At 48.4% G+C, this 24,175-nt stretch carries 14 protein-coding genes and 3 pseudogenes; 4 read left to right on the plus strand and 13 right to left on the minus strand.

Going from position 1 to position 24,175, the window contains the following annotated elements; genetic code table 11:
- Nucleotides 1–17: 17 nt before the first annotated feature.
- The 6 genes from MHI43_RS16210 to MHI43_RS16235 form a co-directional block, all read right to left on the minus strand.
- Entirely contained in the window at nucleotides 18–1,442 is a 1,425-nt protein-coding gene (locus tag MHI43_RS16210) for an extracellular solute-binding protein (RefSeq protein WP_015735409.1), read from the minus strand.
- Nucleotides 1,443–1,560: 118 nt separating this feature from the next.
- Complete coding sequence (locus MHI43_RS16215) at nucleotides 1,561–2,553, minus strand: LacI family DNA-binding transcriptional regulator (protein ID WP_341283130.1); 993 nt, start codon at nucleotides 2,551–2,553, stop codon at nucleotides 1,561–1,563.
- Between the two features lie 668 nt (nucleotides 2,554–3,221).
- On the minus strand, nucleotides 3,222–3,653 hold the full coding sequence (locus tag MHI43_RS16220) for a universal stress protein (RefSeq protein ID WP_036660483.1): 432 nt from the start codon (nucleotides 3,651–3,653) through the stop codon (nucleotides 3,222–3,224).
- 5 nt (nucleotides 3,654–3,658) lie between these two features.
- Nucleotides 3,659–4,885, minus strand: coding sequence for an MFS transporter (locus MHI43_RS16225; protein WP_036660486.1), 1,227 nt, complete (start codon nucleotides 4,883–4,885; stop codon nucleotides 3,659–3,661).
- Between the two features lie 221 nt (nucleotides 4,886–5,106).
- A complete protein-coding gene (locus MHI43_RS16230) occupies nucleotides 5,107–5,667 on the minus strand; it encodes an XRE family transcriptional regulator (protein ID WP_015735413.1) in 561 nt (186 codons plus the stop codon).
- 471 nt (nucleotides 5,668–6,138) lie between these two features.
- Nucleotides 6,139–6,801, minus strand: coding sequence for a TetR/AcrR family transcriptional regulator (locus MHI43_RS16235; RefSeq protein ID WP_015735414.1), 663 nt, complete (start codon nucleotides 6,799–6,801; stop codon nucleotides 6,139–6,141).
- 121 nt (nucleotides 6,802–6,922) lie between these two features.
- Between MHI43_RS16235 and MHI43_RS16240 the strand changes: the two genes are divergently transcribed.
- The 4 genes from MHI43_RS16240 (at nucleotide 6,923) to MHI43_RS16255 (ending at nucleotide 9,678) form a co-directional block, all read left to right on the plus strand.
- Nucleotides 6,923–8,485, plus strand: coding sequence for an FAD-dependent monooxygenase (locus tag MHI43_RS16240; protein ID WP_036660490.1), 1,563 nt, complete (start codon nucleotides 6,923–6,925; stop codon nucleotides 8,483–8,485).
- 97 nt (nucleotides 8,486–8,582) lie between these two features.
- On the plus strand, nucleotides 8,583–9,191 hold the full coding sequence (locus MHI43_RS16245; protein WP_235201634.1) for an ABC transporter ATP-binding protein: 609 nt from the start codon (nucleotides 8,583–8,585) through the stop codon (nucleotides 9,189–9,191).
- Entirely contained in the window at nucleotides 9,157–9,276 is a 120-nt protein-coding gene (locus tag MHI43_RS16250; protein ID WP_235201635.1) for an ABC transporter permease, read from the plus strand. Before MHI43_RS16245 ends, MHI43_RS16250 begins: the two co-directional genes overlap by 35 nt.
- Nucleotides 9,277–9,282: 6 nt before the next feature.
- Nucleotides 9,283–9,678, plus strand: a complete 396-nt coding sequence (locus MHI43_RS16255) for a hypothetical protein (RefSeq protein ID WP_235201636.1) — start codon at nucleotides 9,283–9,285, stop codon at nucleotides 9,676–9,678.
- Nucleotides 9,679–10,381: 703 nt separating this feature from the next.
- Here the strand turns inward: MHI43_RS16255 and MHI43_RS16260 are convergent.
- The 7 genes and pseudogenes from MHI43_RS16260 to MHI43_RS16290 all read right to left on the minus strand — a co-directional run bounded on the left by MHI43_RS16260 (nucleotide 10,382) and on the right by MHI43_RS16290 (nucleotide 23,278).
- Nucleotides 10,382–11,608, minus strand: a complete 1,227-nt coding sequence (locus tag MHI43_RS16260) for a copper amine oxidase N-terminal domain-containing protein (protein WP_015735418.1) — start codon at nucleotides 11,606–11,608, stop codon at nucleotides 10,382–10,384.
- A gap of 1,090 nt (nucleotides 11,609–12,698) precedes the next feature.
- Nucleotides 12,699–12,767 (minus strand): annotated as a pseudogene (locus MHI43_RS16265) (hypothetical protein); the annotation flags it as partial.
- Nucleotides 12,764–13,018 (minus strand): annotated as a pseudogene (locus tag MHI43_RS16270) (spore coat protein); the annotation flags it as partial. The pseudogenes MHI43_RS16265 and MHI43_RS16270, both read right to left, overlap by 4 nt.
- Before the next feature lie 144 nt (nucleotides 13,019–13,162).
- Nucleotides 13,163–13,549 (minus strand): annotated as a pseudogene (locus MHI43_RS16275) (AraC family ligand binding domain-containing protein); the annotation flags it as partial.
- 828 nt (nucleotides 13,550–14,377) lie between these two features.
- Entirely contained in the window at nucleotides 14,378–14,650 is a 273-nt protein-coding gene (locus MHI43_RS16280; RefSeq protein WP_015735421.1) for a DUF2277 domain-containing protein, read from the minus strand.
- A 190-nt stretch (nucleotides 14,651–14,840) separates the two neighbouring features.
- Nucleotides 14,841–19,019, minus strand: a complete 4,179-nt coding sequence (locus MHI43_RS16285; protein ID WP_036660493.1) for a DUF4855 domain-containing protein — start codon at nucleotides 19,017–19,019, stop codon at nucleotides 14,841–14,843.
- Nucleotides 19,020–19,048: 29 nt separating this feature from the next.
- Complete coding sequence (locus tag MHI43_RS16290; protein ID WP_341283131.1) at nucleotides 19,049–23,278, minus strand: discoidin domain-containing protein; 4,230 nt, start codon at nucleotides 23,276–23,278, stop codon at nucleotides 19,049–19,051.
- Between the last annotated feature and the right edge of the window lie 897 nt (nucleotides 23,279–24,175).

The raw sequence follows: 24,175 nt of genomic DNA on the forward strand, positions 1-24,175 counted from the left end.
TGGCCACCGGTCGTAGGTTACTGCGTCAAAGCGGAGATTGCGTCGGCTGCTGCCTTGTATTCATCGTTCGCAAGCTTATTGATTTGCTCCGCGTAATCTTCGATCTTCGTACCTCCCTTAATGCTGTCAAGAATCAAATCGCCGAGGTTGGCGTTTTCCTTGTCGCCGACTTTGACGCCGGTTGGCGCTTCCCATCTAGATCTTACAACGCCCGGAATGAACTTGACGCCCTCCAAAATCGCGTTGTCGATGTTATCGTAAGCCTCCTTCAATCCCTCATAGCCGCCGTTAGCGAAATATTGATCAAGGATGCTTTGGTCCGTCGTCATCGGCAGAGATGTATAGGATCCGTCCGTGTTCAGCTCCATGCGCTTCAAAATGCCGTCTTTGCCGAACGTCATATATTTAGCGAATTCGTATGCTTCTTGTTGGTGCTCGGTGCTCTTCGAAATACCGATGAAATCGCCGATCAAAATAAATTTGCCGCCAGGGATGCCGATAAACTTGGATTTGAAATTCAGGTTGCTGAAATCCTTCGTTGCCCATGTGCCTTCCCACCGGACTGCGACCTTTCCTTGATTCCACACATCGCCGTGCCAGGTGGCATTGTACTTCGCTTTTTCGTCTTCGGTCAGGCTGTCGAACGTGTATTTGCCTTGCATAATTTCCTTCGCCTTGTTCACGCCTTCGATAAACACCGGGTCGTTCAAGTGATACTGCTGTCCGTCCCATGTGAACCAGCCGAGCTGCGAATTCACGGAGGCCGGGTACCAGTCCGGAATTTGAACCGCTTCGGACAATCCGAGAACGTCTTCCGAAGGATTGTTCAGCGTTTTTACCGCGTTCAGGAATTCATCCCAAGTCGGAGAATAGTTCAGCTCCGGCAGGTTTGCTTGCTCAAACAAGTCTTGATTGATGAAGTAACCCTGGAAGAACATTCCCGCAGGAACTGCGTAGATTCCGCTGCCGTAATGCGTGGCGTTCTCGAGCGCCTTCGGAATGTTTGCCCACTCCGGATCGGATGCAGCGATTGTCTCAAGGTTGAGCAGCCATTCGTTCGACAAGCCAAACGGAATGTTTGGAAGCATCATGACGTCGGGCAATTTGCCCGCAGCTGCTGCAGCCGCCAGGGAATCGCCGTATTTCGAATAGTCGAACGATTCGTCCAGCTGGATATCGATGTTCGGATGAGCTTCTTCGAACGCCGCGATCATTTTTCTTTCAATGTTGTTTTCGGCTTCGGTGCCGAGGTTCCAGTTCACATAATTGATCACAATCTTCTCGCCCGAGCCGACATTTGCATCATCGCCAGGCTTATTCGTTTGTTCCTGGTTCTGCCCTTGGTTCGGCTCCGTTGCGTTGTCGGTCTTGCTCGACGAACAACCGCTTAACAGTGCGACCAGCAGCGTAAGAATAAGAGCGAATACAACGGTTTTCTTCATACTGATCCCTCTCTTTTGATTATTGTTGTTTATTTTCCATCGCCTTCCGTGAAAAGCGTACGGCGCTCAAACCGGGTCTTGGATAATGGCAACGCTTTCACTTTAACTTTGCGAAGGCCTAGTAGCGAAGCTTGCAGGATCTTCGCACGACCAGCTCCGTCGACAGTACATACTCATGCTCAAGCTCGAGGCCGTCCAATAGCTGCACAATCAGGTGGGCAGCTAGCGAGCCGATCTCGTACTTGGGCTGACGGATTGTCGTGAGCGGCGGGTTCATGTGCTCGGCGAGGAAAATATCGTCGAAGCCGACGATCGAAATATCGTCGGGAACCCGGATACCGGCCTCTTGGAAAGCTTTAATGCCGCCTGCCGCCATCTCGTCGTTCGCATAAAAAATCGCATCCGGGAGCTGGCGCTGGCCGATCAGCAATTTCGTTGCCATATAGCCGCCATCGATCGTAAATCTTCCGTTGATATTCAAGTTGGATGTGCATGCGAGATTGTAATCGCTTAAAGCTTGCAAATACCCTTTGTAACGCAGCTTGTGATCATAGGAATTGCTTGAACTGCTGATGTACGCGATTTGCTTGCAGCCGTTCTTGATCAGCAGCTCCGTCGCCATATAGCCGCCTTTCTCGTTATCGACAAGAACATTGTAGATATAATCGCCCTTGAGGTACCGGTCAAGCACGACGATCGGGAAGCCTTTGCGTGCGGATTGCAAAATCGCTTCGTCATGGAGATTGTGTTCCGAGATGATGACGCCGTCTACTCGCTTCTCTCTCAGAAATTTAATCGCGGTCGATTCGTTGCCGCCGAACGAACTGCAGGCAATAAGGTCGTAACCGTTCTCGAGCGCGACTTCTTGCACCCCTCGGATCAACTCCGAATAATACGGACCGGACATGTCGCTTAAAATCAGCGCAATCGTCTTCGTGCTGCTCCGCTTCAGGTCAGTCGCCAAACCGTTCTTTTGATAATTCAACTGTTTGGCCGCTTCTATGACCTTCGCTCTTGTCGCTTCGCTGATCTTGCTGCTGCCGTTGATCGCGTATGATGCGGTCGACAAGGATACCCCCGCCGCTTTGGCTACATCCTTCATAGTTGCCATTCACGTGACTCCTTCTTCTCTCATACTTATATAAATCAATTGAAACGTTTCACTTAACGCTATCATAATGGAGAAAAATGACATCGTCAAGATTTTTTTGTAACCGCTTTAATATATTTTTGAACATGCTCGTATTCTTGCATAAACGCTTGTATACCAAGGGTTATTCGAATTCAGCCAGACAATTCCTCGAATTTTTATTTTGGTGAACAAGAGGTGAAATTTAAGTGAAACGAATCGTATGTTAACCTATATCTCCGACAACCTGCCTCGGAGTTTTGGCGCAGTCATCGACCCCCAATACAAAAAAAGAGGAAACTGCCGTGACGACAGTTTCCCAAAGGTTAAGTTTTATGATTCGTTACACTTCAACTTTACGATCAAGCGTTGCGCATGCCAAGAACAAGGATGACGCAATGTTCCATACCGAGAGAACGGGAAGCAGTCAACTGTGGTATGCTTTAATGTTGCTAGCGAAGTTCTTGCAGGTCACCACGAGGAGCAGCACGCTTGCGGAGTCATAGGCGAGCAAACTCAGGATCATCCCAAAGGGGTGATTTAGTGTCATTAACTCCGACCAAAATGGTAAACTTTGTGTCATATTTATCCATATTATTAATAGCATTTCGCATTTCTTCGAGTGCGCATCTCAGCAGTTCCCAAAGGAGTTAATGTACAATGAGGACTGGGCAACTTGATAGCTGTGAAACCTTGTGGCTGACACTTCCAAGCATCATTTCTTTTACGCCCCTTAGCCCACGGCTTCCGATAATAATAAGTTGCTGCTCGGTATCCCTTGCATAATTCAATATTTCATGCCCAGGATCTCCCTTTAGATGAATTGTTTCCGGGTTAATCCCCGCAGACTTTAATTTAGATTTGGCTTGGTGCAACAGTTCCCAACTCGCTTTTTCCATTTCGTTCAGTATGTCTTCCAAAAAATTCTCTGGTACATATGTCATGCCATTTGCCACATAATCCTGGCTGACATGAACCAAGGTAACTTGAGTTTGTTTATTTTGGGCTATTTCAACGGTTGCATCAAGGAGTTTGTCCGTTATTTCAGATTTATCAATGGCCACCATAATTTTGTCAAACATAGTTATCATCCTTTCCGTGGCAGTTCGTAACCATCTCGACTACCTACAACACGATTACTCGCTGCTCCTATACCAACTAAAAAGAGTAAGACCGAAGCCCCAAGAAGAATGAAAAGTGGCAGGTTCCAACTATTTGTTGCATCGTGCAGATATCCTATAAGGGCTGGACCGATTGCGGCAAGAAGATATCCGACCGATTGGGCCATGCCAGACAGTTCCGCTGCTTGATGCGCATTTTCAGTGCGTAACCCGAAAAACATCATGGCCAAACTAAAAGCGAAGCCTCCACCAATTCCGAGTATGATGATCCACAACAGAATGACATTGGAGCTTCCGTAAAGAAGTCCGAGCGTCCCCGTCAAAAGCAAAACGGTTGTGATGACCACTAACAATCGTTGGCTAGACATACGCCCGGCAATAACAGGGACAATAAAGGTAAATGGAAGCATCGCTAACTGCATGATCGAGAGGAACCATCCAGATTGGTTGGAGTCAATTCCTTGCTGCTTTAAAATTTCAGGCAACCATGCGATCAATACATAGAAAACCATAGACTGTATACCCATAAACAAGGTTACTTGCCAAGCAAGCGGGGATCGCCAAACATTCACATCGTTGCTGACCATCTTTTGACTTGTCTTGGCTGTTTGATTCGCTTGATTTCTTAATTGGGGTAACCAACAGAGGATCGATACAAAGCTTAGAATCCCCCATATTCCCAATGCTCCCTGCCATTTTAGCCCTGCGTTCACGGCTAGCGGTACACTGATTCCCGATGCGATTGCTCCACATAAATTCATTGAAATGGAGTAAACTCCTGTCATGGAGCCAATTTTATTTGGGAAATCCCGTTTGATTATACTTGGCAATAATACATTACATATGGCAATGGCGAATCCAAGAACTGCTGTTCCAATAAACAGATTAACTGCGCCAGATAAAGATCGTATTACAATACCAACAGTCAGAAAGATTAGGGCAATCAAAATGATACGCTCAACCCCATATCTTCGTCCTAACTTAGGTACTAGAGGCGATAATAAAGCAAAGGCAAGCAAGGGTACCGTTGTGATCAGGCCTGCTAATGTATTTGAAATATGAACGTCATCCCTTATAAAACTCACTAAAGGACCGACTGAGGTTAAGGGAGTACGTAAATTAGCTGCGATAACAATAATGCCGAGAATAATCAGCCCTATAGAGGACGGTACGTTTTTTGGTTTGTTCGGCATTCTTCACTTCTCCTTCCTGAATTCTTACGTATTATTTGCTACCTGCTGATTGAAAAAATTTTGCTATAACATTCGCGCGAACAACAAAAGTATATTATAATATATTAAATTTAACAATAAATATTTTGAAATATACCAAATCTCATCTGACAATAAAAAAACAACTCTGAATTCCCGCCATGAATTCGGAGTTGTATTTAATAAGTAGAATTTATAGACTTTTAGAAACCATATTTTAAGGATATATGGAGCACTGTTTCGCTATTCGTATGATTGGTATAAGAATGAGGACAATCTGCACGAAAACTGATCGTATCATATTGATTCAATGTATAAATCTCTTCATTGACTTGAATTTCAATGGAGCCAGTCATTACTGTCGCGATTTCAGTTGTATTCACATGATGACCTTCAGGGTAATACGAGCTATTTGGCTGTAGGTATGCCCGACACATTTCCATATCGTTGCTTTTAAAGACTGGTTCAATGATCCAATTTTTTTCATCATTAGAAAACCGTAGTCCTTCGCCTGCTCGATACAAACTAACAGGGTTCTCTGATTTGAACAAAGCAAATAGCGGTAAAGATATGCCTTTTGAAATTTTCCAAATAATCGCTAAAGTTGGATTTGTTTCGCCACGTTCGATATTCCCCAGAGTAAGTTTGCTTACGCCCGTTATTTCCGCTAAATCGTCTAAGCTCATATTTTTTTCTTTTCTGTACTTTTTCAAGGCACCGCCCATTTGTAATACAATTTGTTTTGATTCATTGACTTCATCCATTTAATATTCACCTCAACAATAAACTGTTATAGCTAGTATATTGTTAATCTAGATTCTTTTCCATACGATACCACTTGTAAGTCCAGTGGATTTCCATACTTCCCTTACGTACTTAAATTGTTCACAAGTTCAATATAAAATAAAATCTCGATAAAAGTTGAAGGTTGACCCCGGTTCGAGCTTGAGCTTTACCAAAACTAACTTTAACTCCATACAAATTACAGCTGCAGGGGCCACAGCCGACACCGGCGACAGGCGAGATCTGTATCACCTCACGCTTTCGGACATAAAAAACAGAGCGATCCCTCCAAATGGGACTTCGCTCTGTTTTTATATTGGATCCGCCAACATTCTCTGAACATTAGCGGTCATTTACTTGGAAATCAGTTTTGAAATGCCCACACGTCCTTAATGTATATTTACGTTAAATTGGTGGCCCTACCAATCTTTTATCGTTTAGCAAAATTCCAATCAGTATGATGGTTGATTTTCGTTTTGAACGGTGCGTTTTCCATAAGCGCAAAGAAAGACGCGTACGCCTTCAGTGATGATACGTTTGGTTAGTTGTTCCTCCTCTAATGTCCCGGTTTTTCTCGGTTGATCAAATACCAATAAAAACGTTAAGGCAGCGAAGTGCTTTGTAGCCATTACAGGATCTGGCACATCGAGCAGTCCGGTTTGTCCAAACTCGGTAAACCTCCTGATAATCCCCTCTTCTGTTGCGCTATCCAGCTTTTCTAAAAACGAGGCTGGCAGGTTGGCGGCTTCCATTGTAACCAGACGGATCAAAGCACTGTAATCGGACGAACCGTTCGCCGAAGCTACGAATTGTTCGCAGAATAAGATGAGCGCCTCCTCCAGATCCTCGAATTCCCAGAGGTAGTCTGATATCCCTTGCTTGATCATGTCCAGAACCGCCCGACTGGTTTCTTCCACAACAGCAAGCAGCAAGTTCTGTTTGTCGCCATAATAATCATAAACGGTCCTCTTGGAAACCCCCGCTTTAGCTGCGACCGCATCGACGCTGGAGCGATCAAACCCATCTGAAAGAAACAGATCCCGTGCCGCTGCAATAATTTTAGCTCGTTTGTCTGAAGAGCCTTTGCGGATTTTTTTGTTTTCCGTATTATCCATGCTTACGTTTCCCCCCTACAGGTATACTATCAAAAATGAGTTCCACTTTACAAACTACACTGCACGGTGTAGTATAATCAATGCAACATATCACAATCAATGATCAAGGAGGATTTTATCCATGACAACCGTGCAGTCTTTTGTTGATGTTCTCATTGTCGGGGCCGGACCAACAGGGCTTACACTTGCCTGCGACCTTGCCCGTCGAAACGTCGACCATCGTATTATAGAACGAAGCGCCTTATATAACGCAGCGTCTCGCGCCAAAGCAATCCAGCCCCGCTCGCTTGAGGTCGTCGATGATTTGGAGGCCGTTCATTACATTATGGACACAGGTGTTGTGGATTTGCCTGTTCGTTACTATACCGCAGATGGCAGGAGTGTCGACAAGCCTGCTATTACCGTTGCAGCCAGCGCCGAACTGGAGACACCCTATCGTGATCCGGTCTGGATTGCTCAGTATGATGTGGAAAAAGCATTGCGCGGCCGCTATGCGGCGCTTGGCGGTCAAGTCGAGTTGGGCGTGGAAGCTGTAGGGCTTGAACAGGATTTGGATGGTGTGACGGTAACCATGAATACACCTCAAGGAGAAGAGCAAATTCGCGCTTGTTATGTCGTCGGCGCTGACGGGGGCAAAAGCAATATCCGCAAGTTTATTCACTTACCGCTGGTTGGGAAAACACACGATCAGGAGCGATGGTATCTTGGCGATGTACGATTGGAAGGGTTGGATCGCGATCATATTCATATCTGGACATCTTCGGAGGGGATGGTCGGGGTGACACCACTGCCGAAATCCGATATTTGGCAGCTGCAGGCTACAATTCCGGCAGATATCGAAGAACCTGAGCAGCCATCACTAGAGGCGTATCAAGCCATGTTTGACCGCCGGGCCGGGGCAGGACTTGTTCGGATCACGGATGCTTCCTGGCTTTCCATCTACCGGGTGAACGTCCGTATGGTTGAATGCTACCGCAACGGCCGGGTCTTCCTTGCCGGCGATGCTGCTCATGTTCATTCGCCGGCCGGCGGTCAAGGCATGAATACGGGGATGCAGGACGCGTACAACCTCGGCTGGAAGCTGGAGACTGTCATACACGGAGCGGACACCGCCTTGCTCGACACATACGATGAGGAGCGCCGCCCAGTGGCTCAAGCCGTGCTTGAGGACAGCACGAAGAAGATGCACGATGTAATAGGAAAGGCGACTGAACGCGGAGCGTTATCCCAATCCTTGAGCACCATATCCGACGATCTGACGAGCGGGCTTCTCATTTCCTATCGGTCAAGTTCGCTTACCCAACCGTCTGCTCGAACGAATGCTATCCGTTCATTGCCCGGGGATCGTGCTCCTAATGCCGAGGGTCTGCAAGGTACAGGGTTTGCAGGAAGTGTATTTGACCTGTTGCGCGGCCCACACTGGACGCTTTTGGCTTTTGTAAACCGCACAGATCATCTTTCTTTGGAGAACTTCACCTACGACGAACTCCATGTGCATTCCATCCTGCCATCGCATGTGGAGGGAGCGGAAGGCATAATCGACACAGCAGGGAATGCCTATCGAATTTACGATGTGGCAAGCGAAGAACTCGTATTGATTCGTCCCGACGGTTACATCGCACTGCGTACCTCCATTGATGATACCGCATCGATCTTGAATTACTTGAATTTCATTTATCGCTAAAACTGATTTGGACAAGGCCGGCGGAATTCTTTTACAACATCTCATATCGCTGCCAGTCTTATATTCGTTTAATTTAGGTTATGGAAGGACTGTTACTATGGAAGAAATTATTCGAACCGTTAACCTGACAAAGCAATACGGAAATAAAGTCATTGTAGATCGCGTTTCGATTTCTGTTAAAAAAGGAGAAATTTATGGATTCCTGGGGTTGAATGGCGCAGGAAAAACGACAACCATCCGAGCTCTTCTCGGAATGAGTAAGCCTTCTTCCGGAGAAGTGTATTTGTTTGGTCAGCGCTGGGCGAATGGGAATCCCGATTTGTCGAAACGAGTAGGTTACATGGTAGAAGTTCCTTATGCCTACCCTAACTTTACGGTTAGGGAAAACTTGAGTTTGATGGCCAGGTTGCGAGGATTACCGGTTCCGAGGGCAGTTGACGAAATTATGGAGCAATTGAATTTGACCCAATATGCGGATAGTAAGGCAAGAGATTTGTCACTCGGTAACGGGCAGAAACTTGGATTGGCCAAAGCGTTAATTCATAAGCCGGATGTTCTGATTCTTGATGAGCCAACTAATGCACTTGACCCAGCCGGAATTGTCGAGATAAGGGAGATGCTGAAAGCTCTAGCTTCTCAACAGGGGTTACCGGTTGCTGGGGTTTGGATTGGTGACAAGCTGGACATTTGGCCGCGAGTATTCTGATCGGACGCTTAAGGATTTGCTCGTTTTGCCTATATCGCGCGGTAAAATAGCGATTGCCAAATATGTCGCAATTATATTTTGGTGATTTGTAATGATGTTGATCAGCTTTGCTTATGCCTTAGTACTTGGTTTTGCTATTGGCCTTCCTGGCTTTTCGTTTGCAATTGTACAACATTATTTGTTCCTGATACTTATCATTGGTGCTCTCCACTTATTATTAAGTGCCCCTCTTGCCCTACTGGCCTGTATATCGCGCGGTTATCTGGTGCCGATCGGCTTTGCTTTTACAACTTTAATGCTGGCATTGGTATTCGGGCCCACTGCCATTGGCAAGTATCCCCCCTGGTCTGTACCTGCTTTGCATTTGCAGGAAAACGGCATCGCATCATTTCCCTTGGCAGAAACCAGTTATTTTCTAGTATTTTTAATAGGACTGGCAGGCTTCATTGGGACGTTTAAATGGTTGCAAAACAGGGAGCAACGATGATTAACTAGAAAATACTTCTGAATAGAAATACATTTGGAAGGAGACTATTGTAGGAAAATCGGAAGCCGAGACAAGGTAGCTTGCAAGCAGGGCACGTCACCGGGTTCGAGGGGTGAAAGCAAAGGAAGTCTTAAATTTACGAGTAGTCACGTGAGGATTGCCGAAGTCGACCTGATCTCCGATCCTGCTTGAACTGGCGGTGTTGAGTAATTGAGCCTTAAACTCAGCGTCTTCGACGGTGTTAAAGACATAATCCCCCGGATAAAATATAACAGTTATTAAAACCATAACACGCTCAAGCGGCACCCAAAGGGTGCCATTTTCTTTTTAATGTCCTTTTGTATCGCCTATTACATAATTACGTACGTATTTCTCGTAAAGACCTTACCTTGGAAATGGACTGCATCTCTTATCCTTTGTACAGTGAAATATGACAGGAGATGGTAGTTCGTCTATGGGGAAAAATCTAATTTCATCAACTTCTCCTTCTTCATTTAAAATTGTAAAACTTATACAGATAATACAAAAAAGCCGCTATTATAGCGACTTTCTATGGGATCCTGTTCTTGTCCCTCGACACCGTTAGCTTAATTATTTGGGAGTGCTCTGAGCTATGGCATATGCGGTAAAGTTCTCCCCGATCTGCAAGCCGTATTGATGCCCTTCAACTTAAACGTCTGACAATTAGATAAACACCAGCTGCTTATTTCATGTCCTGCCAGCTTTTAAAATCGTGAACGGCAAAGCCGGCATAGCTTGCGTAGCGAGCCAATTGATTATGGGCAGTTTGAAGCTCCTTTTCCATCACTTCATTGCTCATGGAATAGAATGAGACCCGCGGACCCTCTGTGCTTTTGACCGTTTCTACAGCAACAACAACTTTCTTCTTCAGAGTGGATGCTTCTCTCAGCATGGCCTGCGCATTTCCCACAATTCCATTGCTGCCTAATGCATGATTCCGATAATTCATTATGACGAGGCAATCGAACTTCTCGAGCATCCATGCGCTCATACTGTAATCCTTCCCCGGAACATTAATCGTATTCAGCCAATACGGAACATCGATAGCAATTTTCAAGCCGCTCCCTCTGGTTTCTTTCTCGATCAGTCTCAAATTGTCCATCCAGCTTTCAATAATCGCCTTGTTGTCCTTTGTCCATTCGCTTAGCGCATAAGGTTCAATATCGAAATGCAGTCCTGTAAAACTTGCTTCCGGGCCAACAAAGGAATTATAGGTTTTAACCCACGTGATGAATTTTCGAATATCCTCCTGCTTAGACTTATAGACCCATTCGGGACGCCCCTCAAGTGCTTCCACTTGAATTCCTTCGCTTTTGGCTTTTCGTATAAAACCTTCATATATCGCTGGATCGATATCTCTATTCACCTGAAGGTAAATAGATGTCACACCCTTCATTTTTGCGAAGCTTATAATTTTCTCTTGATCCTGTTTGATGATGTGACTGTCCCATATCCATGTTCCTTTCGGAACATTGGCCACGGAGGTCATAATGCTCACCAGATTGCGCGTGGGCTGCCACTCCACATTAGCATGCAGGGCTTCACTTATAAAACGCAACGGAACCATCGTGCGGCCGTTTTTGAGCACTGCCGACCCTTCAAAGTCTACTCTTTTACCGTTCACCAGTGCATGATGATCGCCAATCACCAAAATAACAGTGTCACGGTTAAGCGAGATCGTGATTTGTTTTAATTTTGAGTCCCATTTCGTAGCAGCTCCAAGCTTGTCGGATAAAAAAGCAAGTGGAACCATCGTAAGGTTGGATCTCTGATCGACATATGGGTGCTCATCCGGGAATTGTACATCACGCCCATCCACGGATACTTGGACTTCAGAAGCGTAAATAGCGGGGGTAAACGCAGCTAAACTTAGCATGATAGCTAACGTGCATACTAGCAATTTTCTCATGGGTGATTTCCTATCTTTTTGAATTTGTTCTTTTTCTTACTGTGCACGCATTGTCACATAATGAGATTATAAGGTATGTAATAATTGGTAACAAGATCAACAGGCTCGATCGATTTGCAGAATTTGAAATAAAGGATGGCTTATACATAAATCTCGCTTATCGTAATTGATAAATTTTCCCAGGCCCAAAGGCGTAAGCCCGCCCCATTACCAACGAAATACTAAGGGCTACAACTGGGAAAGAGAATAACTTTTATTATTCACTACTATTACCTCAAAGAGTAGTGTGAATGCCAATATAAATGATACTTTAAAATCACCGTGATCCCAAAGCTTCATGCTCGGAAAGGTACCTGAGGGCCGCACTCCCGGATGGTCCGTCTTACGAACGTTCGCAGCTTCAAGCAGACTCCTACCTTCGGCAAGCGCTCCATAAACACGCTGTCCCCATTCCCCACGGTAAATGTGATTGGCGACACGGTTACTGGGTAGACGGATCAGCTTGGGACACATCGGCACATGTTCTTGTCCTTTTCTTTTTTATCCATGAAAAAATCCCCTTCATTCGTTAGGCAAGATTAAGTCCATCTTAACAGATGTCTTTTTTCTCTTGTCTACTGAAAGGGGATTTTTCCCAAAAAAGTGATCAATGTCTGGCAAATTGTATAAATTGAGCTCCACTGCTTAATCATATCCGGTTTCGATAAAGTTTTTTGAAAATGTCTGAGACAGCTCAAAAAACAAAAAGCTTCGTCAAAAGCCGAAGCCTTTTGACGGAAACTCACCGTGTCTAAGGCAAATACGTTCCTCTGAGCATCTACGCAGGTCATTTGCCCATGCGGAAAGTATCGGCGTAAGTTCGGAAAATCTCATCGGGATATACTGGATATAGACAGACGACCATACCTCGACATTAGTAAGCCTGACTCTACTGTATCCGAAAAAGAAGACTCTATGCCAAGCCTATCTGTGCCAAAACCGTTTTATCGTTGGTCAGGCAGACGTAATGCATTTGCTGAAGTTTGCGCTTGATCTAAAAATTCCTCTGCTTGGGTCAATTGCTGCCGGGCCCTCTCCAAAGCTTGTGAATTTCAATCTTCGGATCCGGCACCTCTTTGACCACGACATTTTTAATCCCTTGATAGGTTACCGCCTTCATGCTTTATGTCCTCCAATATGTTCATCTGGGGTCCGATCAAACATCCCTTTACGCGACGTATCATCCGGGAACAAATTCATCTGTCCGATCATCACTGTATTTTTCGCTGAAAGCTGGTCGAGTTGGTACTGTTCGTTCAGTTCGTAAGGATGGAACCATTTTTTGCGAATCATGAGCTCCGTGATTTCTTGGTGCATTGCAATCCCCTGCTTAAGATGATTGTGCAGCAGGGCTCTTACATCCGGTGAAGCCGCCTTATAGATTCGTGCTATGGAGACAAGCAATTGGATAAACAATCCTTGTACCATCGGTTTACTTAAAAAGATTTTCATGCGCAGTTCTTCAAAAATGTTATCGAATATGCTTTTTATGAGACCATTATCGTCCTTCTCCACCCGATTAAAACCGATTTTGTAATATTCCACTTCCAAGCTTCTCATCTGCTCGAGATTAAAGCCAAGGTAATACAACCTAAACGGCAAGTCTCCAGCGGCAGCTCCCTGATGACTTTCGCCTGGTTTCGTTATAAAAAGATCTCCCTGACTAACCGTGTAGTAAGATCCGTCTATCGTAAACCACCCTTGCCCACTTTCCACATAACACAGTTCAAAATGTTCATGATGGTGACCGGGCACATGCCATGTTTCGTATAAAACGACTCCGATATAAGATAAATTTTCAAATTCGGTCTCGTAAGGAAGCTCGAAACGAATTTCTTTGTCTGATTCAAGCAAACGTGAATCCTTTGGTGTGTTATATTTGGTGGAACGTTTCTTCTCCATCTGGCCACCTCCCTTCTTCAAGAATATACTTAAGATTCAAGTACAACAAGGGTTTTCAAGACTCCAAAGCGAATGGTCGTCACACCTTGAGCCCGGTCTTTACTACCCCATCGATAAGAGTCATAGGCGAGTAACGCAGGCCAATTCCATCCATCAGACTTCTTATTTGTCCGGTCTTCTCTCCACACCCTTGGCATATTAATCATACTCACCAGTTTCTGCGCGGCAGCCACTTTTCAGGACCATTCCAACTGGTCGTCCGTAGGCTTCCGGGCGATGGGATCACTGAGAGAATCGCCGCTGATCCTAAACATTTCATGCACTTCCTCCAACTTATCTGGGGTGGCTTAAACTGATTGTTCCCAGCAGCTCTGTGATAATGTGCGACAACGATATCAAAAAACACGTATAATACAAAATCATGTTTAGAATAACAAGCTGATTAGATAGTCATCATATCGGTAATCGGACCAATTTCATGTCCATTACGGTAATAGGTACAAGTTCTTGTCCTCGACTCGGGACAAGAACTTGTACCTATAAAACAAAGGAAGTCGCTAAATAAGCGACTTCCTTTGGGACCTTGATCTTGTCTCTCGACAGAACTTGATAACATTCTCCCACCCATACAATACTTGAGAGAGATCTCGAATGGTAACAATTAACCCCCGTCTGGCATTTCATGTTAAACGTCCTCTTTTGTCGGTGGAAACAATGAAGATTTAGGCGGAGTTTCAATACTTCCGACAGCGTTTTACGTTCAGGAGTCAAAACGATCGAGTTTCCAAAAAAGCTAGGTACCTTTAATGCATTTCCGTCTATACCCGATTATGATTCCCCGAATCGCTTAGCGGCTCGTTCCCGGGCCCGAGCGATCTCGACCTCTCGATTGCGGGGTTCGGCTTGAGTCACCAGAGAATCCAGCAGTTGCCGTGCAACGACGGTAAACTCTTGCACCGCTTGGTTAAACGCCGCTTCGTTCGCTTTGGAAGGACGGTTAAACCCCGAGAGCTTCCTTGCGAATTGCAGCGCTGCAGCCTGAATTTCTTCATCCGTCGCAGGCGGGTCGAAATTGAATAAGGTCTTGATATTTCGGCACATGGCATTTTAAACCCCTTTCTTGAAATGAACGCACTTAGTTGTATCCAGCATAACATAGTTTGTTCATTCAAGTAGTTCTTCAACCTCTCATCCCTCCGTTTACGAAGTTTTATTCTGTATCGTCGAAAAAGCACACCCCGGGCGCGTTGCTGCGCTAATCGGAATGTGCTTAAATCAATTGTTCCCGCTTCTACTGTTGCTGCCCCTCGATTAATTGAAGAACGCGATACAAGAACGTCGCCGCTTCAGCCCTGCTGGTCGTACTCCTTGGCTTCATGTAGCCGTTAGAGCCCGTAACCAGCCCATACTCGAACATCGTTGCCACGCTGTCCGCAGCATATGACGCAATCTGGCTCGCATCACGGAAGCCCTCAAGCGTTGAACCGGATGCGGACGGCTTTATTGCCCCCGTCGTTTGCAGCGCTCGGGTCAGCATAACCATAGCATCCTGGCGGCTGATTGAATCACGAGGAGCGAAGTTAACTTCGTTCACTCCCGAAGCGATTCCCAATTGCTTGGCGATGGACACCGCATCGTAGTAATAATCATTCGGCTTAACATCGGCGAACGTCGAGGCGATTTCGGCACGCAGGTCAAGCATGTTCACCAGCATCAAGATAAAATCAGCTCGCGTTACCTGATTTGCGGGGCTGAACGTGCCTTTTTCGATCGAGGTGCCTTTGACGATGCCTCTTTCCGCCAGCTTCTCGATCGCCTCGCGCGCCCATTCATGCTTGCCAAGGTCGGTAAATGCAGCCGGTTTCTTGCCGCCGATAGCATAGACGCCGACATGGTCGATGGAGAATCGCAGCATATCCTTGTCTTTGTCATAAGACGCGCCATTAATTGCCGCCGCGCTGTTGCCCATCAACTCGAAAGCTTGCAGATCAGCAGCTTGCTCTCCCGCTTGAAGCGAATACGGAATGGCAATCGAAATCGGTGCCTTCGCATTTTTCCAAGACAGAGCTTCACCGTCCAGTTGCAATGCAACTTCTAGGATTGGCCTGTTGCCGATCCGCCCGGCCGCTTCGTTACTGCGATACTCGCCCGCATAATCGTTTACGATTACGAGCAGCTTTCCAGCATTCTCCTTGACTCCTGCCAGCATGTCACCAGTCAAAACAAGCTGAGCGTACGGCGTGGAGATATGCAGAATCAGATTAGACTGGTTTGTCAGATTAGCCGCCGGAAGCTCCAAAGCATAGCTCCCAGCCGCGTTCGACGACTTCAATTCAACATGAACATGTTTATTACCTTTGCTGTCGGCCACTGCCCTCTGAATGGCGGCATTCAGATCCGACGCCCCGACCGCAGCGGCAGCCTGCTGGCCGTTCATCGTCGGGACAAGCACGGCTTTAACTGAACCGTCCGCTTGTAAGGTATACGGATCTTGCGCCTGACCGCCTCCGCCGCTGCCTCCACTGCTGCCACCACCGCTGCCACCACCACTGCCTCCACCGCCGCCTCCATTGCCTCCACCACTCGTAGGCGCCTTGCGGTATTCGAAGGTTACCAGCTCGGGAATCGTCATGTCATCCGATTCAAGCTCGACCGTATACTTCCCTTGCTCTTCTCCGGTCAACGTAAAGGCGATGCGGAAGCTTCCGTCATCCTCAGTGCCCGTCTGACCGGTATATTGAATGTTGCCTTTTGGGTCAAGCACTTTCACATACAAATGTTCTTTCTTGCCGTTCATGACCAGACCGTCAATCGTGACTTTCTTCGTGGAAGCGTCAACAGCGGCTTGTATGCCGTCCAACGTCTTTAGTTCTTGCTGCGGAGCAAGATCGTACACGCCGAATTCATAGAAGGAATAACCGTAAAACGTTGCCCGATTCAATCCCTCGAACTTGATGTATCTTGCCGTCGTTACCGGGAATACCAGGGTGTTCTTGCCGTCGGCAGCTTTAACCACGCCATTGTTGCCGACTTTCAAGGGCTCCCACGTTTGCTTATCATTAGAGACGCTCAGGCGGTATTGGTCCGCGCGCGCATATTCCCAATCGATGCGGATCGTATCGAATGTTTGCTGGCTGTCCAGATCAACCTGGAACCAAGCCGTATCGCGCACTTCGCTTGCCCAACGCGTGGCCGGGGCGCCGTCCAACGCCTTCGCAGGCTCCAGACCTGCGGTTTCCGTCGAGGATGCCTCTGCTTCTTTATCTTGTGCGATGCTGCCAGCCTCGTAATACACGCCTTCCTTCAGCGCCGTATAAGCGCCTTCCGTTACAAACTCAAGGCCTTTAGCTTCTTCCAGCTTCGCATTGAATGCCAGCAAATAGTCCCTGGCTTGTTCAGGGTCGCTCTCTTGCGTACGCTCCATCATGATCAAGGCGTTGCGCATAGCGCGTACCGTATCGGCATTGCTAAGCTGCTTGTTGTCCGCGTACTTATCAACAAGCGCCAATAGGCCTTCAGCGCCTAAACGAGCTTCTATTACGAATTTAACCGTCTTGGAATTGGCAGCCGCCACGGTCAGCTCCAGCACATGTTTGCCCGGCTTACCCGTCAGATCTACAACAGTTCCTTCCGTATAAGGCTTGCCGTCATACTTGGCCGTAACTTTAACGATCCCGCTCCCGTCATCTCCCGGAATGGTCCAGGTGAATGCGGCCTGTGTCGTATCAGGCACGATCGTATGCTCCGAGATCGGCTGCCCGTTCATGAGCGCTACAACATCAGGCGGAGCAGCGTCTTGCTTCTGATAAGTGCCTTTAGCGAATTGGTATAGCCAATCGTAAAGCACGCGGGTAGCAGGGTCTGTGCTTTTCGCCGCGTTGTATACAGCGTTGTTGCCTTGATAGTAAGCTTTATATCCATGCTGCATCAGACCGGTATCCACGCCGCTGTTCAAGTACTCGATGAACCGCTCGCGGAAGACGGCGTCGTTGATCATCCGGTCGTCGAATTCCAGCTCCAGCGACATGCCGTACCGCTTCGCCATATCCGCTGTATCCTCCAGACGCGAAGGGTCCAGTTTCTCGAAGAAATAGTTCGGCTGCAGAGATACGGCATCAATGCCGACATCCTTCCACATGAATGCCTTATAGGCCATAAAATGAGGAATCCAGAACAGCTTCAGGCCTGCGTTATGAACGATGTCGCTCGCTCTCTTGACCATCTCCGGCCCGGTCGCATGCGTGCTGATTTGTTCCTCCAGCCAATACATGCCGACGAACTCCAGGTTCGAGTAGCCCGCAGCCGTCCATCTGGCTTGCACTTCATCGACCCACCACTGAATCGCTTTGGCCCTGTTATCCAGCGATGCGGCATCGCCGACCGCACCTACATCGAAGTTCAGATCCTCGCCGTCAATGCTGCCGAAGTCGGACTGATACTCGCCCGGTTCTGGAATCATCAGAACAACTTTCGTCTTATGGTTGGGCTCGCCAAGCTTCACGCCTGCCTCGACCGTCGCCTCGTTCAACGCGCTCATATCGCCGCCAGCGTTAAACGTTTTATCCAAATACCATTCCCATTCCTGTTTTCTGGCTTTGCCGGCCGCTTCTGCCGCTCCGAAGCCTCTGCCGTTATCCGATGTCAAGCCCAGATACAGCACGCCGTCGAACAGCCAATCGACAGGCTCTCCCTGCTCGTTCACATAACTGATATTAGGGATAGCCCGTTCCTTCGTCCAATTTCCTGTGCCGTCCGCGTAGTGTCCGTTATACAGCAAGCCCAGGTTTTGAATCCCGCCAGTAGCATCTCCAGGCTGCAGGAGGGCGTAAGGCTCAGGCTGTACCGGCTGCGCTCCGGAAATCAAGCCATCCGCACCGGTAATCGTCACCTCGTCGATCATGCTCCATGCCCTCGGATGCATGGAGAACACTACTTTCACATACCGAGCGTATACGAGTCCTTCGGTATAATCGCCACGCTTGACCACTCCAGTTTCAGGGCTGCCGTCCCATGCAAATGTCTCGATGTTGGTCTGGTCTCCCCATAACAACTGAGTTGCATTATGAGACAATACGCTCCAGCTCACCCCATCGTCCGACGCGTAGAACGAAACGGTGAGCGGCACAAGCGTTTCGTTGTTCGGCCAATCGTGCAGGAAACGCGCGCTCACCTCCTGAACCGTCTTTTGCTCGCCTAGATCAAACACAACCGAACGGGATTTCTTGTCGCGGTGGCCCACCCAGTTGCCGCTGTCACGCGAGGGGTCGACGGCATTGCCGTCCGTCAGCTTCGTCCCGTCATCCGGGAAAGCGCCTTCCGGCTGTTCCGACCATGTGTACGTTTTCCCTTGGGCCAGATTATAAAAGCCGGCGCTTTCTCCGCCCGCCTCCTCCGCATACACGGAGGAGATTAACGATAACAGCATGACCGGGACAAGCAGCATAGCAGTCAAACTTCGTCTAGTTTTCACCTAATCTCACGCTCTCTTTCTATGCATAATTAGTTCTGCTCCTGTTCCTTCAACTCCCCAAGTGCATCAAGCATATTCAGAATAACGGTCACGGCTTCAGCTCTCGTCGCCGAGGCGGCCGGTGCGAAACGGTTGTCTCCGCGACCGTTCATCACTCTCGCCTCCTGGGCTGCTGCCACGTACGGCTTCGCCCAAGCCGGGATTTGATCCGCGTCCGCGTAAGAGAGCTCATGCCCTTCCGCAGTCTTCAGACCCAAGCCGCGAACAATCATTGCTGCCAGTTCTGCTCGACTAATCGAAACCTTCGGTCGGAATGTCCCGTCCGCATAACCGCTGATCAGGCCGGATTCCAAGGCCTGCGCAATATAAGGCTTCGCCCAGGTTTGAATCGAACCTGCGTCCGCGAAGTCCAGCGAACTGTTCGCACCCTGCAGCTTCAACGCTTTGACCAGCATGACGACGAATTCGTCTCTGCTGACCGTCTTATTCGGCTTGAACGTCTTGTCGGTGTAGCCCGTTACGAATCCAAGCTCAACCGCCCGTTTGATGGACGCTTCTGCCCAATGGCTCGCAATATCGTTCAGCCGAACCGTTGTCGATCCGCCGGACTCCCCGCCGTTGCCGTTGCCGTTCTCGTTCCCGCTGCCGTTCTCATTGCCATTGCCTGGATCTTCACCTCCCGGATTCGAACCGCCGTTTTGGCCTTCTTCCGGATCAGGAGTTACTGGAGTCGGAACCCATCCTCCGCCGCCGGAGCCAGGCAGCGCTTTGATTTTGATCTTGAACGTTTTCTCCGCGGATGCTGCTCCCTTGCTGATCGTCGCGATCAGCACGACCTCCATGTCGCCTGACCTGCTTGACGGACGTTTCAACAACTGTCCATTCGCATTCAGGTAGTCGGGTTTTGAGCTGCTCCAGACGATGCGCGTACCGAACTGCCCTTTCTGCGGGAGGTAAAGGTTGGATGTGATACTTCCGTTTACATTAAGCACGATCAGACCCATTACGTCTTCGATCGTTAGACGATTACGCGCAACGCTCAGCGCTGCATACGCCTGTTCGGCCTCAGAACGGGACAGCTGGGCGGTTTGAATAGCCGCAGTCGCTTGCCTAATCGCTTGCTGAAGCTGTGCCCAGCCCTCAGGAGAGTAATGGTCCTCCACAAGCTTGTCGGCTTCGATAGCCGTCAACAGGTCGATAATCGGCCGTAGATTGCCGAGTTTATATTCCTCGCCGTACACTTCAAATTCCTCAAAGGAATAGCCGAACATCGTAGCTCTGGACACGCCTTCGAACTTCACGTATCTGGCTGGCGTGCTCTGGAAGGTAGTCACGACTCGTCCCGGCTTTCCGTTAATCTCCCCATTGCTGTCTTTCACAACGTTCGTCCAGTTCTCCTTGTCCTCGGACACGAGAATGCGGTACTTCGAACCATAAGCCGTTTGCCACAAAATAGATACAGCATCAATGTTCTTCACTTCACCTAGATCCACCATGAACCAGGTATCGTCCACCCAATCGCTGGACCATCTGGTATCCCCTCTGCCGTCCACCGCTTTATCAGCCGTGTAGGACGAGGATTCCGGCTGCGAGGATTCGGCTTGCTTATGCAAAGCCAGATTTCCATGCAGGTCCAAGTAGGTCTTCCTTACGATGAGTTCGTCAATCAAGCCTTTAAAAGCATTCGTTTCGCTGCCGATTTTGGCTACCGGCAGAACGAATGTTTCCAGCTTGGAGCCGTCTTTGAGAGTAGCCGTATATTCACTGCCGTTAATGAAGATGGAGGTCCCCGTGTCGTCGCCGATCATAATGACATGGGTCCAGCGATCGGTCGGCAGCTTATAATTGAATTCGCTGACGTAATTTTCTTTTGTGATGGCGATTTTGCCGCTGCCCCCAATGTTGTATTTCAGCTGTCCGTCCGGAGATTCCAGCAGCACAACTCCTTGCGGGTTGTCAGCGTCCGGTTTGATCCACATGGACATCGTCCAGCCGAAACCAAGCGTGCGAAGCGGCGTTTCCACGTAGCTGGCCCCGCCGTTTAGCCTCATGGCTTGACCGAAGATTCCCTTCTCTGTGCCTGCATTCACCGCGTTGCCGTCAAAGCCGTTCCCCGAACGGTCCGCGAAGCCTTCGTCGAAGGTATAATCCAGCACGAGTTGCCGCTCATTGTCGATTTGAAGCTTGTGTGACTGATGAACACCCGGCGGGTCCACGTACCTTGCGGCATCCGCCTGGAAGCTTGCGAAGTTCCGATCGATGCGGTTGCCTCTCCACAGCTTTTCCGCCAGCACTTGCATGGAAGGCAAGATCCGCTGATGAGAGTCCGCCATGGATACGCCCTTCTCTACGGACACATCGTTCCAGAGCGCGAACATGCCGCCTTTGACCTGCGGATGCGCATAAGGAAGCTTCGTCTCCAGCCAATCGTTGGGCTCCCACTCGTTGTAAATAAAATCGTAATTCAAATAGCTGCGGTACAGCTGCGGAACGATGTAGAGCAAATTCGTATTGGTATTGATAATATCGTAGCCGAGCTCCACGGCCTGCTGAGCGCTTCCGTACGGCTCATACCAGATGTCCATCGTCGCATTGTTGCTGACCGGCGTCGTGCCGTCGTATGCTGACAGACTGCCCCATAGACGGGCGCGTTTGCCTTTGCTGTTAATGTGGTTAAGGAGCATATCCGCGTACCTGCGGAACGCCTCCTTGTCGTCGCCGAAATATTCATCCGTGCCGACGTGCACATCCGGGCCGACAAAGGTCGGATTGCTGCCATCGAGATACTCGTCAAAGAGTGCTTTAATGAAGTCGAGCGTCTCTGGACGCTTGATATCCAGCTGATTGTTGCTGCCCAATCGAGGATCGTAGGCAATGAACGCGCCGGAGTGGCCCGGCGTATCAATTTCCGGCACAACGTTTACGCCGTATTCCATCCCAAGCAGCTGCAGGTCTCTGAATTGCTGCTTCGTATAATAGCCGTCCTTGCTCGTCACTCCCGGAAATTTCTCGCTCTCCAGACGGAAGTAACCGACATCGCCGACATCATCGTTCAGGTGAATCTGGAACCGGTTCATTTTATAGTAGGACATCAGCTTGACATAGTCCTGCAAAAACTCGATCGTATAAAACTTGCGGCCCACATCGAGCATAAAGCCCCGATCCGGGTATTTCGGATAATCGCGCGATTGCCCCTTAGGCATCGCCGTATGATCGGCAGCGTGGCCGAGCAACTGCAAGATCGTTCTCGTGCCGAACATGACTCCCGTCTGCTCGGATGCAGCAACAGAGGCATACTCGCCGATATTCAGCTCATATCCCTCTTTCCCCAATCCCGCTTGCGCGGCATCCAGCATCAAATAGATATCTCCCTCTTGAGGAGAACCAACCTCAACGGTCAGTGACAACTTCGTTAAATCCAATAAGTCCTGCTGCAAAATGTCAGCCGTCCCCCGCAGAGCCGCTTCATCATCTGCGCGGATGACGATTTTGGATTTGTCCGACAAGCGGAACTCGCCGGTTGCGCCCAGCCACTCACGCAAAGAAGGAATGACGCGCGGCTCCGGGTTCCGATCGCTCGTCTGCTCGTAGAGACCGGGTACGGTGACTAGCGCATTATCCGTTAAGAGATATGTCGGATCGCTGTCGCTCTGGATTTGCAGCAGCAGCTGAACCTGAGTATCGACAAGCGGCGCATGAATATTGCCCTGTACGTCGATCACCGGCAAGCTGTCCGTGTTCACCAGCGTCAGCGTATAACCTTCCGGTACAGCGGGCAGATTCAGCAGGGTATCCCCTTCGGAGACGACAATGCTGTTTTTCACCGCGTCCATGATTGGCTGCAGTTGCGGTCTGCCTTTGTATACCTCGAATTCCCAGAAGGAGTATCCGTAATAAACGCCCTCAATAGGACGTCGCGTCTCCCCTTGAAACTTGACGTATTGCGCCACTGTCGGCTCGAAATCGATCGTATCTTCACCCGGCCCGGACGCGACGAGCACGCGGTTGTCCGCGAATACGTTCCGCCAGGATACCGCATCGTCGGATACGAGAATTTGATATTGCTCCGCCGGAGTCTGCCAGTTGATGATTACTCTTCCGATTTCTACAGGCTCACCCAGGTCAACGTAAAACCACTGATCGTCCGTTCTTTCCGAAGACCAGCGGCTTGCATGTTCGGTGCCCCCATCGACCGCTTTCTCAGGTCCGAAAAAATCCACTTCGTTCGACGACGAATAAGCCGTCTTCCCTAGAGCCATATTCCCTGTTGCGGCATTGGACCTCTCCGAAAGGGTGGTCACCATTATGAAAGCGGTAACAAATATGACTAAAAAAATAACCCTCTGCCGTAAACCCACGAATATCCCTCCCTTTGTCATTTGCACGAATTACCACAAGCAACCCGCATGACCTTCCATGCTATTTGCTGCGGCAACTTCATTATAAGTAGAGGGCAATGAAGCATCGATATACATGTGTTTACCTTCCATATACAAATATGGACATTTGGCCTTCTACGATGAATCATGGCTATGGATGCCAGCATTTCGATCATATCTGGTGCCACTATCAAGGCGCTTTCCACTAATTTCGGACACAGTATTATTCGAATCTCGTTAAATAGAAGTGAATTTTCTTCATGTTATCGAATATCGAATCCTTCTATAGTGTTCCTCTTCAACTTTTACGATCCTCCAATAATGTCTTGCTGCGACCAAAATGGTTTCATCCGAAACATTTTCTTTATGCATCGCTACGCCTGCGAAATAGCGCGGTCTGCTTAACGCAACATAAGCCAGTTTTAATGTATCTTTCACAAGCGATTCTTCAATCAATTCAGACTGGTGAGTAATCCTGCCCGTTACCTTAATGAAATTGCACGGAAACATAGTTAGATGCTTATCTAATCGGTAATCGGCTCATGTTCTTGTCCTTTTCGGCAATCGGTACAAGTTCTTGTCCTCGACTCGGGACAAGAACTTGTACCGTAAAACAAAAAAAGCCGCTATAATAGCGACTCTCAATGGGACTATGTTCTTGTCCCCCGACAGTCTTATCAGACCATAGCAACCACCTTAGTTAAACGGATATTCAGCGCTTAATGTCACCCATCTTGGTAATCGCCGTTCCCCCACATATGACTTCTTCATAAATTA

Source organism: Paenibacillus sp. FSL H8-0457 (genome assembly GCF_038051935.1).
GTDB classification, from domain to species: domain Bacteria; phylum Bacillota; class Bacilli; order Paenibacillales; family Paenibacillaceae; genus Paenibacillus_AQ; species Paenibacillus_AQ lautus_A.